The organism is Pilosibacter sp. YYHA0881 (genome assembly GCF_051602715.1).
Classification (GTDB): Bacteria; Bacillota; Clostridia; order Lachnospirales; family Lachnospiraceae; genus Alitiscatomonas; species Alitiscatomonas aceti.
Window position 1 is genome coordinate 2554934 of sequence record NZ_CP175657.1, and the last position, 16288, is coordinate 2571221.

Consider the following 16288-nt stretch of genomic DNA (forward strand, 5'->3'; position numbering starts at 1 on the left):
GTAAAGGCAGGAGAGCTATGGAACACAGAATCATATTTGCAACTTCCAATCAGGGAAAAATGCGGGAGATCCGCGAAATCTTAAAAGGCCTGGGGACAGAGATCCTCTCCATGAAGGAGGCCGGCGTCCAGGCGGACATTGTGGAGGACGGGGATACCTTTGAGGCCAATGCGGTCATAAAGGCAAAGGCAGTCTGGGAGGAGGCCGGCGGCATTGTCCTGGCCGACGATTCGGGCCTGGAGGTGGACGCCCTGGGCGGAGAGCCGGGCGTATATTCCGCCAGATATATGGGAGAAAAGACCTCCTATGAGATCAAGAACTGGAACCTGATCCATCGTCTGGCAGAGGTTCCGGAGGAAAAAAGGACCGCCAGGTTCGTATGTGTCATTGCGGCGGCGCTGCCGGACGGCAGGGTCCTTACGACCCGCGGGACCATGGAAGGCCGCATCGCCTATGAACCAGCCGGGGCAGGCGGTTTCGGATATGATCCGATCTTAATGCTGCCGGAATACGGGAAAACGTCGGCGGAGATCACCATGGAAGAGAAAAACGCCATCAGCCACCGGGGAAAGGCCCTCCGGGCCATGAAGGAGCTGCTGGAAAAGGAATTTGCGGAGCAGAGGTCATGAGCGGTATGAGGATTCTGATCGTCAGCGATACGCACCGGAGAGATGGGAATTTCAGGCGGGTGCTGGAAAAGACCGGGCCCATCGATATGCTGATCCATCTGGGAGACACCGAGGGCAGTGAGTCATATTTCAGAGAGTGGGTCGATAATGATGTCTGCGTGATCCATGTGGTCCGGGGAAACAACGATTTCTTTTCCTTCTGTGACCGGGAAAAGGAGATCTCCATCGGGAGATACCGGGCGCTCCTGACCCATGGACATATGTACGGCGTATCCCTGGGGACCGAGGGGATCAAGGATGAAGCCAGGGCAAGGAAGGTGGATATCGTCATGTACGGCCATACCCATAAGCCGCATCTGGAATACTGCCGGGACGGCCTGGTGGTCCTGAATCCTGGAAGCCTTTCCTACCCGCGTCAGGAGGGAAGGAAGCCGTCCTATATGCTCATGGAGCTGGACCGCCAGGGAGAGGCCCATTTTACCATCTGTTATCTGGAGGATGAGGACTGGAACCAGGAGCTGGAGCAGATGGGGATCTGGGGATAAGCGTTTTCGAAGAAATATAAAAAATCTCTTAAAAAATTTATGAAAAACAGTTGACAAGAACGGTTTCATCAGCTATAATATCACTTGCGTTCCGAGAGCGTAAGGCAAACGAAAGGGCGTCTTAAAAGCGGGGTGTGGCTCAGCTTGGCTAGAGCGCCTGGTTTGGGACCAGGAGGTCGCAGGTTCGAATCCTGTCACCCCGATGGTTTTCCAAAGTCCTTCAACGGTTCGCAAGAGAATATGCGGGTGTAGTTCAATGGTAGAACACCAGCCTTCCAAGCTGGATACGTGGGTTCGATTCCCATCACCCGCTTGATGAGTCTGTAGCTCAGCTGGATAGAGCAACGGCCTTCTAAGCCGTGGGTCGGGGGTTCGAATCCCTTCAGGCTCAGTCGGGTTTTCCCGTAATTTCATATGGTGGATATAGCGCAGTTGGTTAGCGCGCCAGATTGTGGCTCTGGAGGCCCAGGGTTCGAATCCCTGTATCCACCCGTATTTCCCCGGAACTTTGGTTCCGGGGTTTTTATTTTTCTAGGCCGATCTGGTATCTCTATATAGCCATTCTATAACAAAAATCACAATTTTCCGGATTGATAGTGAATTGCCGATTATTAAAGAGTATTTATAAGGTGATAAAATAAATAGGAGTAGTCTTATTCATCTGACTTAAAATTGGAATAGGACAATTTTGTGCGAGATTATATAAAATTCAATTAAATATTATATAAAATGTCGATAAATATATGTTATTAGAAAACATATAATAAATAGATATTTATTTTTTCAATTCAGAAACAATGTTGAATAGAATTTTGGAATTTGATTTCTATATAAATTCATATATAATGAAAACGCTGTGACACAATGTTTGGTGAAAATTATATATTAATAAAAATAGAAGTCAGCATTAGGAAATGGTCTTGACATTGAAAAAGGTGAAAATAATATGATTCAGATTGAGAACCTTTCAAAAAGATATGGAGAATTAGAAGTTTTAAATACAATGAGTCTTCACATTCAAAAGGGATCTATATTTGGCATCATTGGACAGAGCGGAGCTGGAAAGTCTACACTCTTACGATGCATCAATGGATTAGAAACATTTGATAGTGGGCGTATTTTGGTAGATGGTATACAGATATCGACAGGTAATGACCGACAGGCAAGGGAAGCACGTCGTGAGATCGGTATGGTATTTCAAAATTTTTCTTTGCTGGACCGTCTGAATGTGTATGATAATGTAGCTTTTCCTATGAAAAGCTGGGGCTATAAAAAGAAAGAAATAGATGAACGTGTGAGGGAACTCATTGGTCTGGTTGATCTGAATGATAAGATCTCAGCCTTTCCGCCATATCTTTCGGGAGGGCAGAAACAGAGAGTTGCGATTGCCAGAGCATTGACGATGCAGCCTAAAGTGTTGTTGTGCGATGAGGCTACATCGGCTCTCGACCCTAGAACCGCCGAATCTATTCTGAATCTTTTAAAAGAGATCAATGAAAAGACGGGAATAACGATTATTGTTGTGGCGCATCAGCTTTCGGTTATCCGGAATATTTGTACGCATATGGCGATTTTGGAGGATGGACATCTCGCCTGTCATGGAGCAACAACGGAGATATTCATGCAGGCTCCAGCGGCGCTGCGCAGATTGCAGGGGAATAGAGAAAATCACGCAAATCTATCAGTTTTGTTTTGTGAACAGGATCAGTTTGTGTTTTCCCGTATGGTCCGGGATCTGGAAACGGATTTTGATATTATGGATATTCAGCATCTTGGTATGGGAAAGGAAGCCCAGATACATTATTCTATCAGGGTGCCAGAAGAAAAATTAGATACCTGTTTAAGCTGGCTCCGCAAGAAGGGGATTTATTGCCAAACGGTAGAAAAGGAGGGGGCAGACAGTGTTTAACTCGGAATTTTGGGATGTCTGGATGCGATATTTCAATCAGTTGATTGCCCCCGCTATTTTGGTAACTCTTCGTCTTGTTGCGGTTACAATGCTTATCTGTGTGGTTTGCGGTTTTGGTTTGGCGTGTCTTATGGTTCTGACCCATCCCAGCAAAGGGCTGCATCCTAATAAAAAGATTTATACACCGATATCGGTAGTAGCTAATTCGATTAGGAGCTTTCCATTTGTCCTTTTGATTGTGACATTAGCGCCGATTACCCGTTTTATACTAGGGACCATGATTGGAGAGGCGGCAGCAATCCTTCCATTAAGTGTAGGAGGAATTCCGTTTGTGGCGCGTTTACTGGAAAATGCCATGTTGGAGGTAAATCCACAATTGATAGAAATGGCAAGATCTTTTGGTTTATCAAACCGTGAAATTCTGGTTCGGGTGATATTAAAGGAATCTGTGCCGGCAATTGTAAATAGCGTTACACTCGCAACGATTAACTGCGTCGGATCAACCGCCATGGCAGGAGCTGTTGGGGCGGGCGGTCTTGGTTCTGTTGCATTAAATTATGGATTTTACAGCTTTAATGATCTTGTTTTGTATACAAGCGTGATCATTACTTTGATCATAGTCCAGCTTATACAGCTGGCAGGAAGCCTTTTGTATCACAGATGTCTCCGAAAATAACCACGTTTTATACATCCTTTATGGATATATAAATAAAAATAACAGAAAGAGGAAGGGAAGAAAGAATGAAAAAAATGATGTCACTGCTTCTGAGCGGAATGATGGTACTTAGTCTGGCTGCATGCTCTGGCTCAGAAACGGCAAAAGAATCAACAAAGGAGGAACCGAAAACAGAGGCAAAGGAAACGGCTGCTAAGGAGAGCGAGGCAGCAACAACCGAAGCAAAAAAAGAGCCAGTTACGCTTAAGATCGGATGCGTTGCAGCAACAGAACCGTGTGTCCAGATCATGAAGGAGGCAATGGAAGGAACTGGATATGAAGTAGAGGTAGTTGTTTTCGACGGAAATAACCTGCCTGCTGAAGCATTAAATGCAGGAGATATTGATGGCTTATTTTGCAATAGCCTTAAATGGATGAATACATTCAATGAGGAAAATAATGCTGACCTGGCTATGGCATTTCCATACTATTTCTCATATGCTGGTTTGTATTCGGCAAAATGGGATTCTCCAGAAGCATTTCCGGATGGGGCGAAGGTGATCGTTTCCAACGGATTAAGCAATATTGATGGAGGCCTGCGTATTCTGCAGAATGCTGGGCTGATCACTCTTGCAGAAACTCCCAGTGAGAATAATTTTTATTCGATTATTGATATTGTAGAAAATCCTAAGAATATTCAGATTACACCGGCGGAATTAACAACAGCAATGTCTAGCATAAATGATGTTGACGGGGTAGTAGCATCGGCGGTTATTGTAAAAGAGTCCGGTGTTATGTCTCCCAGCGAGCATATGGGATTAAGCACCCGTGATCAGATGACTCCGCAGGGATTGATCGTAAGCGGAAAGGATGAAAATGCTGAATGGGTGTCTGTCGCAAAGGAGCAGATGGAGCAGCAGAAGTGGTACGATGCATTTAATGAGCGATTTGACGGTACTTTCATCCTTTATAGTGAGATTGATAAGTATTTTCCGCAGTAACAAGGGGGAATAATCATGTACGGATATGATCAGAAAGCAGTTAGACGCCTTTTAGAGTATGCAAATTGTGCATTAAAATTGGAACATAAAATCGTAGCAATGAAATTCCTGTTTACAGAAGAGGAATTTGAAGCTGCTGATGTTCCGAAGTTATCGGGTAAAATGTCCTATTGCACCATGGTAATCCATGCTGGAGAGGGAGAATCAATGAAGGCTGATATTGATAATTTCGGCTGCTTCGGAGGCGCAAGGGCACTGGGAATTGTAGACGATGACAGATATTACCTGGATGGCAGATTTTTTGAACCAAGGGGTTTATATCAGGATCTGGCAACTGCCAGGGAGGTAACAAGCCATATCCACCGCTGTTCCCATAGGGTAAAGGGCGTTATGGTTCGCCCCTTGGAGGATTTTACAGAAGCGCCGGATGTTGTTATTATTGTCAGCTATCCTAGAAATATCATGCGTTTGATCCAGGGATATACATATCATTTTGGCACAGCACAGGGAATTAAAATGGTAGGTAATCAGGCGATTTGTGCGGAAGCTACTGCTCATCCATATATGGAAAATGGAATGAATATTTCATGTCTGTGCAATGGACCGCGTACAGCTGGAATGAAAGAACATGAAATGGCAATGGGAATTGTGTTTAATCGTTTTGAAAGGCTGATCCATGGTTTATGCATGACGATTACAGCAATCGAACATAATCCGCGGAAAGAAGAAATTATTAAAGCGTTCCAGGAGCACAACATCACAGATATTCCGGTTCGTATGAGCAGAAATTATGGACATCCGTTCTTTAACCGTGATTATCCTCATTTTAAAGAGTGGGATGAAAAGAATCCAAGAATTGACGAAGCGCTTTTCCCAGATATTTTTGCGGATTAGGGATAATAGACCAGATATCAGAAGAAACATAAAAGGTAAGGATGATGCATCTGTTGATAAAACGGTGCATCATTCTTTTTGCAGTGAATATGGTGAATCAGGCAATAATGTTTTGAATTACCGGGTTCTTTATGAACGTGTTGTATTTTTGAGTATTCCGTACTAAAATGTGGGTAAAAAGAAAAAGCCGAGTTCCTTCTTGATGAAAGGAAAACGGCTTTCAGACGCTGGGCCAGCGGGATTCGAACCCTCGAATGCAGGAGTCAAAGTCCTGTGCCTTACCGCTTGGCGATGGCCCAGAGCATAACAAATATAGTTTAACACAGGAACGGGAAATATTCAATAAAAAAGAAAGGAAAAAATACGATATGACACATGGAGAGAAGGCAGGAGCGTTATTCCTGGAGGGCTATAACTGCGCCCAGTCGGTGGTACTGGCTTTTGCGGATGAAATGGGGACCCCAAAGGAGACGGCGGCACGGATCGCCTCGTCCTTCGGCGGCGGCCTGGGACGGCTCCGGGAGGTGTGTGGCTGCGTCAGCGGCATGGCCATTGTGGCGGGAGAGCTTCTGGGATATTCCGGGCCGGAGACCGGGAAGCCAAAGGCAGACCATTATGCGCTGATCCAGGAGCTGGCGGAGGAGTTCCGGAAGGAAAATGGAAGCATCATCTGCCGGGACCTGCTTTCGGGGATCACAAGTGATACGGCTCCGGTGCCGGAGGCACGCACAGACGACTATTATAAGAAGAGGCCCTGTAAGGACCTGGCTGTCTGTGCGGCAGAGATCCTGGAGAGAAAGCTGGAGGAGAGAAAAGCACAGGATCTGGAGAAAAACGGTCAGAAATAAGAGAGGATAAAGAAAGCCGCCGTCATGACGTCCCTCCCTGTATGTGGGGAGAGGCCGCATGGACGGCGGCTTTTATATGGCCTCAGCCGGGAATGGCTGAATGGAACCAGTTACATAACGCCTGCCGGCAGATAGATCCCAACGCCGGGGCCGAAGGGGATTCCCAGAAGCATCCAGATCACCAGGAAGATGATCCATGCGATCTGAAGCACGATGGACATGGGGATCATATTGGCGATCAGGGTACCGATCTTTAAGTTGGGAACGTACTTGGTCTGCGCTACGCTGAGGATCATCCAGATGTATGCGGACATGGGGGTCCAGCAGTTGAACGGGGAGTCGCCGATGCGGTAGCACAGCTGGGTGAAGCCTGGATGATAGCCAAGGAGCATGAACATGGGCACGAAGATCGGTGCAAAAATCGCCCACTTGGCAGAACCGGAGGATACAAAAATGTTGACAAAGGAGCAGAGGAGAATAAAAGCAACACACAGAGGAATACCTGTGAAGCCGACGTTCTCCAGGAAGTCAGCGCCGCCGATGGCTAACAGCGTTCCTAATTTGGTCCAGTTGAAGAGACCCTGGAACTGTCCGCAGAAGAAGCAGAACAGAACATAGGAGCCCATACCGGCCATCTGTTTGGCCATCGCTTTGTTGACGTCGTTGATGTTTTTAAAGCTGCCGGAAACATATCCATAGGAAAGTCCGCAGATGGAAAACAGGACGAACAGGATCGGGATCAGTCCCTTAAGGAACGGAGAGCCTACAAATTTTCCGTTTTCGCCGGCCAGCGGTCCCATAAAGAACAGTACGGCGATCAGGGCCATATAAATGAGAGCTGTGATTCCTGCCGCATGAAGGCCCTTTTTCTGCTGGGGCGTAACTTCATCCAGCTTGGCGTTTCCGGAGCCCTCGTATTTTCCAAGACGCGGCTCGATCATATGTACAGAGCACCATCCAATGACAAGGGAGCAGAGGAAGGTGGATGCGATCATGAAGAACCAGTTACAGGTTGCGTCTACGGCAAAGGTGGTTTCTGGCATGAACGCCTTGATGGCATCATTGGTAAGGCCCTGGAGCAGTGTGTCGGTTCCTGCTACCATCAGGTTCGCGGTAAAACCGGCCTGGGCGCCTGCGTAGCCAACCATCATACCCACAACGGGGTGCTTGCCCACGCCCATGTATACAATGGCGGCCATGGGCGGGATCACCACCATGGCAGTGTCGGAAGCGATGTTGCCGACGGTTCCGATGAACGCTACCACATAGGGAACCAGGGCAGCCGGAACGTTCTTTAAGGAGCTGTTTAAAAGGGAGATGAGCATTCCGGATTCTTCACAGAGGCCGATGCCCAGGGTCATGGTGATTACCAGGCCCAGAGGCGCGAAGCCAGTGAAGTTTTTCACCATATTGTCCAGGAACCAGTGAAGGCCTTCGGTGGTGAAGAGGTTGGCGGATGTGACGGCTTCTCCAGATGCCGGATTGGTAAGCGTGAGCCCGGTCATGGTGAAGATCGCGCCGATCACCGCAGTGAACAGGAACAGCCAGCAGAAAAGGATGGCCGGCGGCGGCAGCTTGTTGCAGACAGCTTCAATGCCGTTGATCAGTCGGTCGATCTTTGAAACTTTCTTCGCAGTCGTGTTGTCTTTCATGTGAAAACCCCTCCTCATATAATCAAGTGTTTTTTATTGAAAATTCAAGGTTTTTCAACCTTTATATCTCAGTGAATAAGCCAAAGCTATGAGCATTTCGATGTATCAAGTACCGAAATAGTGGTTAAAAGGTATACGAAATAAAACGTCATTGATTTCCGCTTTACTGGCCTTGTGTATACCCATCCCTCTATGGCAGCTAACCTCCTATATCCACCAGGATCATCTCTGTCTCCAGAGGTCCTAACTTCCTTCGTCCTGCCTGCCCATAACCAGGGTGTCAGCTATGCTCCTTAACGGGGTCATATGCCCCATGGTGACTATTTCTGCCGACTACTGGCTCATTCTTTGTATTGTTGATTACTGACTTGCTTCCTGTATCAGCACTGTGATTAGTGGACGTTATCTGCTACATTCTGCCTGATTCAGTGGCTGCCCACATGACAGCCTCCACTATAGTTACTTTTTTCTTATGCTGCTTGCAGATAAGCTTCCGGTCTCCTGATATCACTGACCATCTTTTTGGGATCATAATCCACACCTTTTGTCAGCATCGCATAAAAGACACGTATCAGCTTGGTTGCAACCGCCATAAGTGACTGCATCTTCTTTAATGGATTCCGTCTTCTGGTTGTGTAATAATTATGGAGTTCTCTGAACTCCGGGTTCTTCGCCACAAGCGACATTGCAGCCTCAAAGAGCAGGTATCTGAGTCTCTTTCGACCTCGTCTGCTTATTGTTGTCCCGCCCTTGTGCTTTCCGGAACTATTCTCAACCAATGCCAATCCTGCAAGCTTCTGCAGTTCCTTCGGATTGTTGAAGCGGCTGATATCACCTACTTCTGCAAGAAATCCTGACACTGTCCTGATTCCCACTCCTTTGATCTCTAACAGCTTTTCAGCCATCGGAATCCCTTTTACCAGTTCTTCAATTAGAACCATAACTTCCTGTAGACGCATATTTCTGGATTCATAGTCCTCCAGAAGCATTCGGATTTCCATTCTTGCAGACACCGCACCTTCTTTGCTTCCAACGCTGTGCCCAGCAGCTTCTATCAGGGTCTTCGCCCTCGCTTTTCCAACTGCCCTTAACTTCGCATCCCGCCAGATCTGGTTCACCCCATCGATACCTAACGTCAGGATATCTTCAGGAAGTGGTGCTGCTTTAAGGATCAGCATTCCGCTCTTGGCATCCGGCTTTCCGTATACCGTCTTATATTCGGGAAAATATATATTGAACCAACGACTGATCCTGTTTTGAATTCTTGTAAGTTCCGCCTGTAACTGGAATCTTATGTTTGATGCTGTTCTGAGATCAGCGTAAACACCATCCGGCAGGTATGGGATCATGTAACGTCCCTCTCTCACTAATCCTGCTATAACTTTCGGATCCTTACGGTCATTTTTAGTTGGATTATTGTCGTCGAGTTCTTTTGATTTTTTCACATGGTGAGGATTCACGAGAACCGGTTTCATTTCATTATCCTGTAGAAACTTTCCAAGATTAAACCAGTAGTGCCCGGTCGGTTCCATACCTGGAACCACCTTTTCCTTCTCATGTCTATCTTTGAGGTCCAGGATCCATTCCTTAAATGTCACAAATCCAGCCTCTGTGTTGCTAAACTTAAATGGTTTCTTCGAATACTCGATTCCTCTGTAATCAAAAGCTCTAGCATAGTGCGTTTCACTTCCGACATCAATTCCGAGTACCAAAGTTTTTTCTGTAATAGCTTCAATTTTTGCATTCTGTGTGTTAGACTTCATTGTAGATACCTCTCTGTATAATAAGATTTTTACTAACCTGCCAGTCAGTAGTCTTATTGTACTCTGAGGTATTTTCAATTTTCAATGTCTACGCTTTTTATTATACAGGAAGCTCCTATCTTATATTGGCAGAACCACGGACATGGCTCTGCTGATATTCTTATCATACTATGAAAATGACGAAAAAGCCAGGAAAAGTTTATAGAAATTTTATCAATTTAATTTTTTTGTTATAAAAAACAAGAATACCTTTGGGCATTTGTTACAAACTTGCGTTTGGTATGAAACCATGATAAAATAAAGGGGAAATTTTGAAAATAGGGGGATTGCGGTATGTTCTTCGGGGGAAATTTTCAGCTCTGGAAGCTGCACACGGCAGCGGATTATCTGTCGTTCTTTCTGTTCCTTTTGGCGGGGATCGCGGTATTTGTCGTGGCGGCAAAATGCATGAATCGCCGGAGGAACCATGAAACAGCTGTAAATAAAGTAATGAAACGGCTGGGGAAGCTGGGAAAGAAGCCCTCCAGGGTCTATAAAAATGTGACCCTGAAGACAGAGGACGGCGGCCAGAGCCTGGACGGGATCGTTCTGGACCGGGGCGGGATCCGCCTGGTGCGAGCCTACGGGTGGGGGACAAAGATCTACGGAAAGCCCGACGGCGAAATGTGGAGGCGGGAAGACCCGAAACGAAAGGAAGAGTTTAAGAATCCGCTGTTTGAGCTCAATGCGGCTGCGGAGCTCATAAAGAATGCGTTAAAAGACCAGGGGATGGAGAAGATAACGGTAACTCCTCTGGTGGTCTTTGCAGATAATTACCAGATCCCGGAGCTGTATCTGGGATATGGGTCCTGTTCTACCACATATCAGGAATTAAAGGACTGGTATAAGAAGCAGGGGCTCCCAAAAGAGGCTGCGTATGATGTGGAGAAGGCCTCGGCCGCGGTGGAGGGACTTCTGACCGCCGGGACCGGGAACGCGTAATATATAATTTACAGGAGGGGTATTCTATGATAAACGAAAAGAGACTTCTGGACACATTTTTAGAGTACGTCCAGATCGACAGTGAAACAAAGAATGAGAAGGCCATGGGAGAGCGGCTGGTACAGGATCTGAAGGCTCTGGGCTTTGAGGTCCAGACCGACCGGGCAGGAGAGGCCTTTGGCTCCAACGGCTTTAATGTCCATGCATTTTTAGAGGGCACGATCCCGGGAGATCCCACGATCTTCTGTGCCCATATGGATACGGTGGCTCCCGGAAACGGGATCAGGCCTGTGATCAAAGACGGCATTATCGGCACCGACGGCTCCACCATCCTGGCAGGCGATGATAAATCCGGCATTGCGGCCATTATGGAGGCCCTGGCTGTTATTAAGGAAAAGGATCTGCCCCACAGAAGCGCAGACATCCTCTTTACCATCGGAGAAGAGGGCGGAATGAACGGCGCGAAAAATATGGATTATTCCATGCTTAAGGGGAAAGAGGCCATGGTTTTCGATGCGGGCGGAGATACGGGAAAGGTCCTGACCTGCGGACCTGGCCAGATCAAGATAAATGCCACCATTACAGGCCGGTCCTCCCATGCGGGCCTGGCTCCGGAAGCCGGGATCAGCGCCATCCAGGCGGCTGCAAAGGGGATCGCGAAAATGAATCTTTTAAGGATCGATGAGGAGACCACCTGCAATATCGGAACCTTAAGATCTGAGTATGCCACCAACATCGTTCCGGAAAAGGCGGTGCTGGTCGCCGAGGTCAGGAGCCGGGACCTGGATAAACTAAACGCCCAGGCTGCCCATATGAAGCAATGCCTGGAGGAGGCCTGCCAGGAGCTGGGCGCATCCCTGGATATCGACCTTTCCACAAATTATGTGAGCTTCCGTGTGGATAATGATGACGAGCTGGTGAAGCGGGTGTTTGCAGCCTGCGGGCGGCTGGGGATCCCGGCCTCCACAGAAAAGGGCGGCGGCGGAAGCGACGCCAATGTGATGGCTCTCCATGGGATCAAGCCAGTGGTGCTTTCCACGGGCATGACAAAGGTACATACCACAGAGGAGACTTTGAAGGTGGAAGAGTTAAATAAGTGTGCGGCCCTGGTGCTGGACCTGCTGACCAATTAAAGCAATGCCGCCGGAAGAAGAAAGACAGAGGTTTTGAAAATTGGAACGAAAGCTGGAACGAAAACTGGATCTGAGATCCATCAGACGCTCGCCGACGCGGATGCTTCTGGCGGGATATCTTACGGTGATTTTAATAGGAACGGTCCTTCTGATGCTGCCGGTCTCCTCCAGAGAGGGGATCGTGACGCCGGTGACGGACTCGTTTTTTACGGCAGTCTCGGCGGCTTGTGTGACGGGTCTGGTGCGCTTTGATACGTATACCCACTGGTCCCTGTTCGGCCAGATCGTCCTGCTCCTGCTGATCCAGGTGGGGGGACTGGGCTTTATGACGATCCTTTTGTCCGCCCATACCTTTTCGGGCCAGAAGATCGGCCTGTCCTCCCGCATCCTTATGCGGGAGGCGGTGGCAGCGCCCCAGGTAGGCGGCATCGTCCGTATGACCAGGTTCATCCTGAAGGGGACGCTTCTGATCGAGGGCCTGGGGGCGGCGGCCCTGGCTCTTTATTTCTGCCCCCGGCTGGGGCTTTTTAAGGGCCTTTATTATTCGGTATTCCATTCGGTGTCCGCCTTCTGCAACGCAGGATTTGACCTGATGGGTGCAGAAACACCATTTTCTTCGCTGACGGCAGAAGCAGGAAACTGGTATCTGAATTTGGTGATTATGGCACTCATCGTCATTGGCGGCCTTGGATTTTTCGTGTGGCTGGATCTTCTGGATTCCAGGTTCCGGTTTAAAAACCTGAGGCTCCATTCAAAGATCGTGGTTTTTATGACGGCAGTTCTTCTGGCCGGCGGAGCACTGGGGCTGTTCCTTCTGGAGCTTACCGGGGAGGCCTATGAGGGTATGAGCCTGGGAGACAGGATCCTGGCGTCCCTGTTCCAGTCGGTGACGGTCCGGACGGCCGGGTTTAATACGGTGGACCTGGCGGCTCTCAGGGAAGGAAGTATCTTCCTTATGATCTGTCTGATGGTGGTGGGCGGCTCCACTGGATCCACAGCCGGAGGAATGAAGACCACTACGGCGGCCGTGCTAGTTTTGAGCATTTTTTCCACATTCCGTCAGAAGAAAAATGTGGAATGCTTTAAGAGGCGGCTGGAGGACGGGATCACCCGGACGGCCTCCTGTATCTTTATGATGTATCTGATCCTGATCATTCTGTCTACGCTGGTGCTATCTGCGGCCGAGGGGATCCCGGTGCTGACGGCCATGTTTGAGACCACATCGGCCATTGCCACGGTGGGCGTGACTCTGGGGATCACGCCGGAGGTGTCCATGGTGTCCAAGCTGGTGCTGGCCTTTCTGATGATCTTTGGAAGAGCCGGTTCCCTGACCATGCTTTTGGCCTTCGCCTCGGACCGGCCTCCGGTGGCATCGAAAAAGCCCCTGGAAAAGATCCAGGTGGGCTGATACAGCATTGTTAATAAGAGGAGGAAATTATGATATCTGTTCTGATCATTGGACTTGGACGGTTTGGCCGTCATATGGCAATTAAATTCCAGGAGCAGGGAAATGATGTGATGGCGGTGGAAAAAGATGAAACCAGGGCGGATGAAATGGCCCCGGTGATCCAGAATATCCAGATCGGAGACGCCACCAACGAGGATTTCCTGCAGTCTCTGGGGGTGGGGAATTACGATGTCTGCGTGGTAGGAATTGGAGAAAGCTTTCAGACGGCCCTGGAGATCACGGTGCATTTAAAGGATCTGGGGGCGAAGTATGTGGTGGCCCGGGCTACCCGGGATATTTATAAAAAGCTCCTTTTAAGGAATGGGGCCGATCATGTGGTCTACGCGGAGCGGGAGGTGGCGGAGCGGCTGGCTGTCCGCTACGGAACAGCCCGGGGAATCTTTGATTATGTGGAGCTGACGCCGGAATACGGGATCTATGAGATCGAGCTGCCTCACGGCTGGGCCGGCCACAGCATCCTGGAGCGCCAGGTGCGGACCCGCCACAATATCAATATCCTGGCCATCCGCCATGGAAGGAACCTGTTCCCCATGCCGGGGCCGGAGCACGTGTTCACAGAGGGAGAGACTCTGATGGTCATGGGCAGCGAGAGGGATATCAAAGCGCTGATGAGGTAAAAGAAAAGAGACACATAAAAAGAGCTCCGGCATAACCGGGGCTCTTTTCACAAATACTAAAAAGGGGGATGTAAGAGTTACTATGTAAGCTGTATGTAAATCCCTGTCTCATGTGGAGACGGGAAGTGTTGTTAGACGACCCCGGAAGCTGGAACGCGCGTTTCTTCGCCTCCGGGCTCTTGTTTTTGTTTTATGGCTTTAGTATACCGGATAATTGTGACGTAAGTATGGAAAAACTATAAAAGGAAAATAAAGAAACTTAACATTTCATTGCGCTTTGTTGAGAATGCGTAAGAACCGGGACAGAGTGAAGAATTTCAGCAAAAGCGCCGCTTAGAAATGGACAAAGGCGCAAAAATCGAGTATAATACTCTCATGCGCAAAAATGAAGAAGGAGTGGCTCTGGTGCGTAAGAAAAACGGATTTGAAAATCTGGTGCTGATCAGCCAGCTGGGACTCAATGTCCTGACCGCTGTGTTTTTATGCGTGGCGGCCGGCGTATGGGCAGACCGGCGGTTCGGCACCAGCCTTACGCTTCTCTTTCTGCTCCTGGGGATCCTGTCGGGGGGCTTAAGCGCCTATAAAATGGCGCGGCGGACCATCGAGCGGGAACAGGAAGAGAAAGAAAAGGAAGAAAAAGCACGGGAAGAGAACTGGAAAAAGCGGTATGGGACCGGAGACGGTGCCGGCCGGAATAAACGGAAGGGATGGTGACTGTTATGATGAGTGACGAGACAAAAAAACAGGTCATCCTCATGTCCGTGGGCATTGTTCTCCATAACCTGGTGCTTTTTTTAATTTGCCTGATCTGGTTCCGGAGCGTTCCGGTCTTCTTTGGTATCCTTACGGGGATGGCGGCGGCCGAGCTGTGGCTTCTCAGCATGGCTTATTCAACGGAGCTGTGCGCGGCATCGGCCGATGAAGCTTACGCCAGAAAAAAGATGGTGACCCATGCTCTCTTAAGGAGTCTGGCCGTATTTGGAGGGATCGCTCTGATCTGGAAATTTACGGAGATCAATCTTTTATCCCTGGTGGCGGGAATACTGGGACTAAAGACAGGGGCTTATCTTTACCCGGTAGTGCGCAGGATCGCAGACCGGAGGGCCGGATGCAGCCGGCCTGACGGAAAAGACAGCGTATCATAAAAAGAAAGGAGGGCGAAAGAATGGGTGGTGGCAGTGAAGCGGATTTTATGATACATGGTATCATGAAATACCATCTGTTCGGGCAGGAGCTGTGGATCACAACGACGACGGTGGGAATGACTATTATCACCATTGTACTCCTGATCCTGGCCTTTGCCGCGAACAGAGCCATGAAGCGCGCCACAGAGGTTCCCGGCACATTCCAGAATATCCTGGAGCTGGGAGTGGAGATGTTAGAAAAGATGACCCAGGGGATCCTGGGGCCGTCGGCCAGACGGTTTGCCAATTATATCGGCACGATCTTTCTGTTCATCCTGTTCTGTAACTTAAGCGGACTTTTTGGCCTGCGGACCGTTACGGCGGATTTTGGCGTGACGTTCTTACTGGGACTGGTCACCTTCGCGATCGTCCAGTACCAGGGGATCAAAAACCATGGAGTCGGTCACTTCACCGGTTTGTTTAAACCGCTTCCGGTGCTGTTCCCGATCAACCTGATCGGCGAATTTGCAAATCCGATCTCCATCTCACTCCGTCTGTTCGCAAACATGCTTTCCGGTGTGATCATCCTGGGGCTGTGGTACGGGATGATGCCGATTTTCGTTAAGATCGGTATACCGGCGGCGCTGCACGTTTATTGTGACCTGTTTTCAGGCTGCATCCAGACGTATGTATTCTGTATGCTGACCATGGTATACGTAAACGACAAATTGTAATCACAAAAAATTTTATTCAGGAGGTTTTATTATGAATATTTCTGGACAGGACTTTATTTACGGCTGTTCCGCCATCGGCGCCGGACTGGCAATGATCGCCGGTATCGGACCTGGTGTCGGCCAGGGTATTGCCGCCGGCTTCGGCGCATCTGCAGTAGGACGCAATCCGGGCGCCAAGTCTGACGTTACTTCCACGATGCTTTTAGGTCAGGCCGTTGCCGAGACCACAGGTCTTTACGGTCTGGTAGTCGCCATCATTCTTATGTTCGTTAAGCCGTTCGGTTGATTTTTCAGGCTTCCCAGTGAACATAGAAGAAAAGGAGGCGAGACAAAAC

17 protein-coding genes and 5 tRNA genes are annotated in these 16288 nt (G+C 48.8%); 19 read left to right on the forward strand and 3 right to left on the reverse strand.

Translation table 11 applies throughout. The features are described 5' to 3' along the window. Nucleotides 1-17 precede the first annotated feature (17 nt). The 10 genes from ACI6NM_RS11915 (at nucleotide 18) to ACI6NM_RS11960 (ending at nucleotide 5633) form a co-directional block, all read left to right on the forward strand. On the forward strand, nucleotides 18-629 hold the full coding sequence (locus tag ACI6NM_RS11915) for an XTP/dITP diphosphatase (protein ID WP_158360062.1): 612 nt from the start codon (nucleotides 18-20) through the stop codon (nucleotides 627-629). A 5-nt stretch (nucleotides 630-634) separates the two neighbouring features. Further along, nucleotides 635-1174 carry a metallophosphoesterase gene (locus ACI6NM_RS11920; protein ID WP_262427374.1) on the forward strand — a complete coding sequence of 180 codons (540 nt, stop codon included), beginning with the start codon at nucleotides 635-637 and terminating at the stop codon, nucleotides 1172-1174. Between the two features lie 128 nt (nucleotides 1175-1302). After that, a tRNA-Pro gene (locus ACI6NM_RS11925) sits at nucleotides 1303-1377 on the forward strand. Between the two features lie 39 nt (nucleotides 1378-1416). Continuing rightward, nucleotides 1417-1487 (forward strand) — tRNA-Gly (locus ACI6NM_RS11930). A 4-nt stretch (nucleotides 1488-1491) separates the two neighbouring features. Continuing rightward, nucleotides 1492-1565 (forward strand) — tRNA-Arg (locus ACI6NM_RS11935). Between the two features lie 26 nt (nucleotides 1566-1591). Continuing rightward, nucleotides 1592-1665 (forward strand) — tRNA-His (locus tag ACI6NM_RS11940). Nucleotides 1666-2120: 455 nt separating this feature from the next. Beyond that, entirely contained in the window at nucleotides 2121-3083 is a 963-nt protein-coding gene (locus tag ACI6NM_RS11945) for a methionine ABC transporter ATP-binding protein (protein WP_022272141.1), read from the forward strand. After that, entirely contained in the window at nucleotides 3076-3759 is a 684-nt protein-coding gene (locus ACI6NM_RS11950) for a methionine ABC transporter permease (RefSeq protein ID WP_022272142.1), read from the forward strand. The genes ACI6NM_RS11945 and ACI6NM_RS11950 overlap by 8 nt, the downstream gene beginning before the upstream one ends. Nucleotides 3760-3824: 65 nt before the next feature. Next, the gene (locus ACI6NM_RS11955) at nucleotides 3825-4739 is read left to right on the forward strand and encodes a MetQ/NlpA family ABC transporter substrate-binding protein (RefSeq protein WP_215654783.1); all 915 of its coding nucleotides are present in this window, start codon (nucleotides 3825-3827) and stop codon (nucleotides 4737-4739) included. 15 nt (nucleotides 4740-4754) lie between these two features. Then, nucleotides 4755-5633 (forward strand): DUF169 domain-containing protein, encoded by an 879-nt coding sequence (locus tag ACI6NM_RS11960; protein WP_022272144.1) that lies wholly within the window; start codon nucleotides 4755-4757, stop codon nucleotides 5631-5633. A 227-nt stretch (nucleotides 5634-5860) separates the two neighbouring features. Here the strand turns inward: ACI6NM_RS11960 and ACI6NM_RS11965 are convergent. Continuing rightward, nucleotides 5861-5932, reverse strand: a tRNA-Gln gene (locus tag ACI6NM_RS11965). 69 nt (nucleotides 5933-6001) lie between these two features. On the opposite strand from ACI6NM_RS11965, the gene ACI6NM_RS11970 reads away from it, so the two are divergent. Beyond that, nucleotides 6002-6481: a C-GCAxxG-C-C family protein gene (locus ACI6NM_RS11970; protein WP_262427294.1), complete on the forward strand. Its 480-nt coding sequence runs from the start codon at nucleotides 6002-6004 to the stop codon at nucleotides 6479-6481. 110 nt (nucleotides 6482-6591) lie between these two features. Here the strand turns inward: ACI6NM_RS11970 and ACI6NM_RS11975 are convergent, their stop codons facing one another. Together ACI6NM_RS11975 and ACI6NM_RS11980 are read right to left on the reverse strand one after the other, a co-directional pair. Further along, complete coding sequence (locus ACI6NM_RS11975) at nucleotides 6592-8133, reverse strand: AbgT family transporter (protein WP_022272892.1); 1542 nt, start codon at nucleotides 8131-8133, stop codon at nucleotides 6592-6594. A gap of 470 nt (nucleotides 8134-8603) precedes the next feature. Then, nucleotides 8604-9896 (reverse strand): IS110 family RNA-guided transposase, encoded by a 1293-nt coding sequence (locus ACI6NM_RS11980; RefSeq protein ID WP_262427982.1) that lies wholly within the window; start codon nucleotides 9894-9896, stop codon nucleotides 8604-8606. Nucleotides 9897-10229: 333 nt separating this feature from the next. Between ACI6NM_RS11980 and ACI6NM_RS11985 the strand changes: the two genes are divergently transcribed. The 8 genes from ACI6NM_RS11985 to atpE all read left to right on the forward strand — a co-directional run bounded on the left by ACI6NM_RS11985 (nucleotide 10230) and on the right by atpE (nucleotide 16239). Continuing rightward, nucleotides 10230-10877, forward strand: coding sequence for a nuclease-related domain-containing protein (locus ACI6NM_RS11985; RefSeq protein ID WP_022272891.1), 648 nt, complete (start codon nucleotides 10230-10232; stop codon nucleotides 10875-10877). A gap of 26 nt (nucleotides 10878-10903) precedes the next feature. After that, nucleotides 10904-12010, forward strand: coding sequence for a M20/M25/M40 family metallo-hydrolase (locus ACI6NM_RS11990; RefSeq protein ID WP_158359384.1), 1107 nt, complete (start codon nucleotides 10904-10906; stop codon nucleotides 12008-12010). A gap of 40 nt (nucleotides 12011-12050) precedes the next feature. Continuing rightward, complete coding sequence (locus ACI6NM_RS11995) at nucleotides 12051-13418, forward strand: TrkH family potassium uptake protein (protein WP_252207782.1); 1368 nt, start codon at nucleotides 12051-12053, stop codon at nucleotides 13416-13418. Nucleotides 13419-13447: 29 nt separating this feature from the next. Then, nucleotides 13448-14095: a potassium channel family protein gene (locus tag ACI6NM_RS12000; protein WP_262427295.1), complete on the forward strand. Its 648-nt coding sequence runs from the start codon at nucleotides 13448-13450 to the stop codon at nucleotides 14093-14095. A gap of 405 nt (nucleotides 14096-14500) precedes the next feature. Beyond that, entirely contained in the window at nucleotides 14501-14809 is a 309-nt protein-coding gene (locus tag ACI6NM_RS12005) for an AtpZ/AtpI family protein (protein ID WP_262427296.1), read from the forward strand. A 5-nt stretch (nucleotides 14810-14814) separates the two neighbouring features. Then, nucleotides 14815-15240, forward strand: coding sequence for a hypothetical protein (locus ACI6NM_RS12010; RefSeq protein ID WP_262427297.1), 426 nt, complete (start codon nucleotides 14815-14817; stop codon nucleotides 15238-15240). Between the two features lie 20 nt (nucleotides 15241-15260). After that, on the forward strand, nucleotides 15261-15953 hold the full coding sequence (atpB, locus tag ACI6NM_RS12015) for a F0F1 ATP synthase subunit A (RefSeq protein ID WP_262427298.1): 693 nt from the start codon (nucleotides 15261-15263) through the stop codon (nucleotides 15951-15953). Nucleotides 15954-15984: 31 nt separating this feature from the next. Further along, complete coding sequence (atpE, locus tag ACI6NM_RS12020) at nucleotides 15985-16239, forward strand: ATP synthase F0 subunit C (RefSeq protein WP_022272884.1); 255 nt, start codon at nucleotides 15985-15987, stop codon at nucleotides 16237-16239. Nucleotides 16240-16288: the final 49 nt, after the last annotated feature.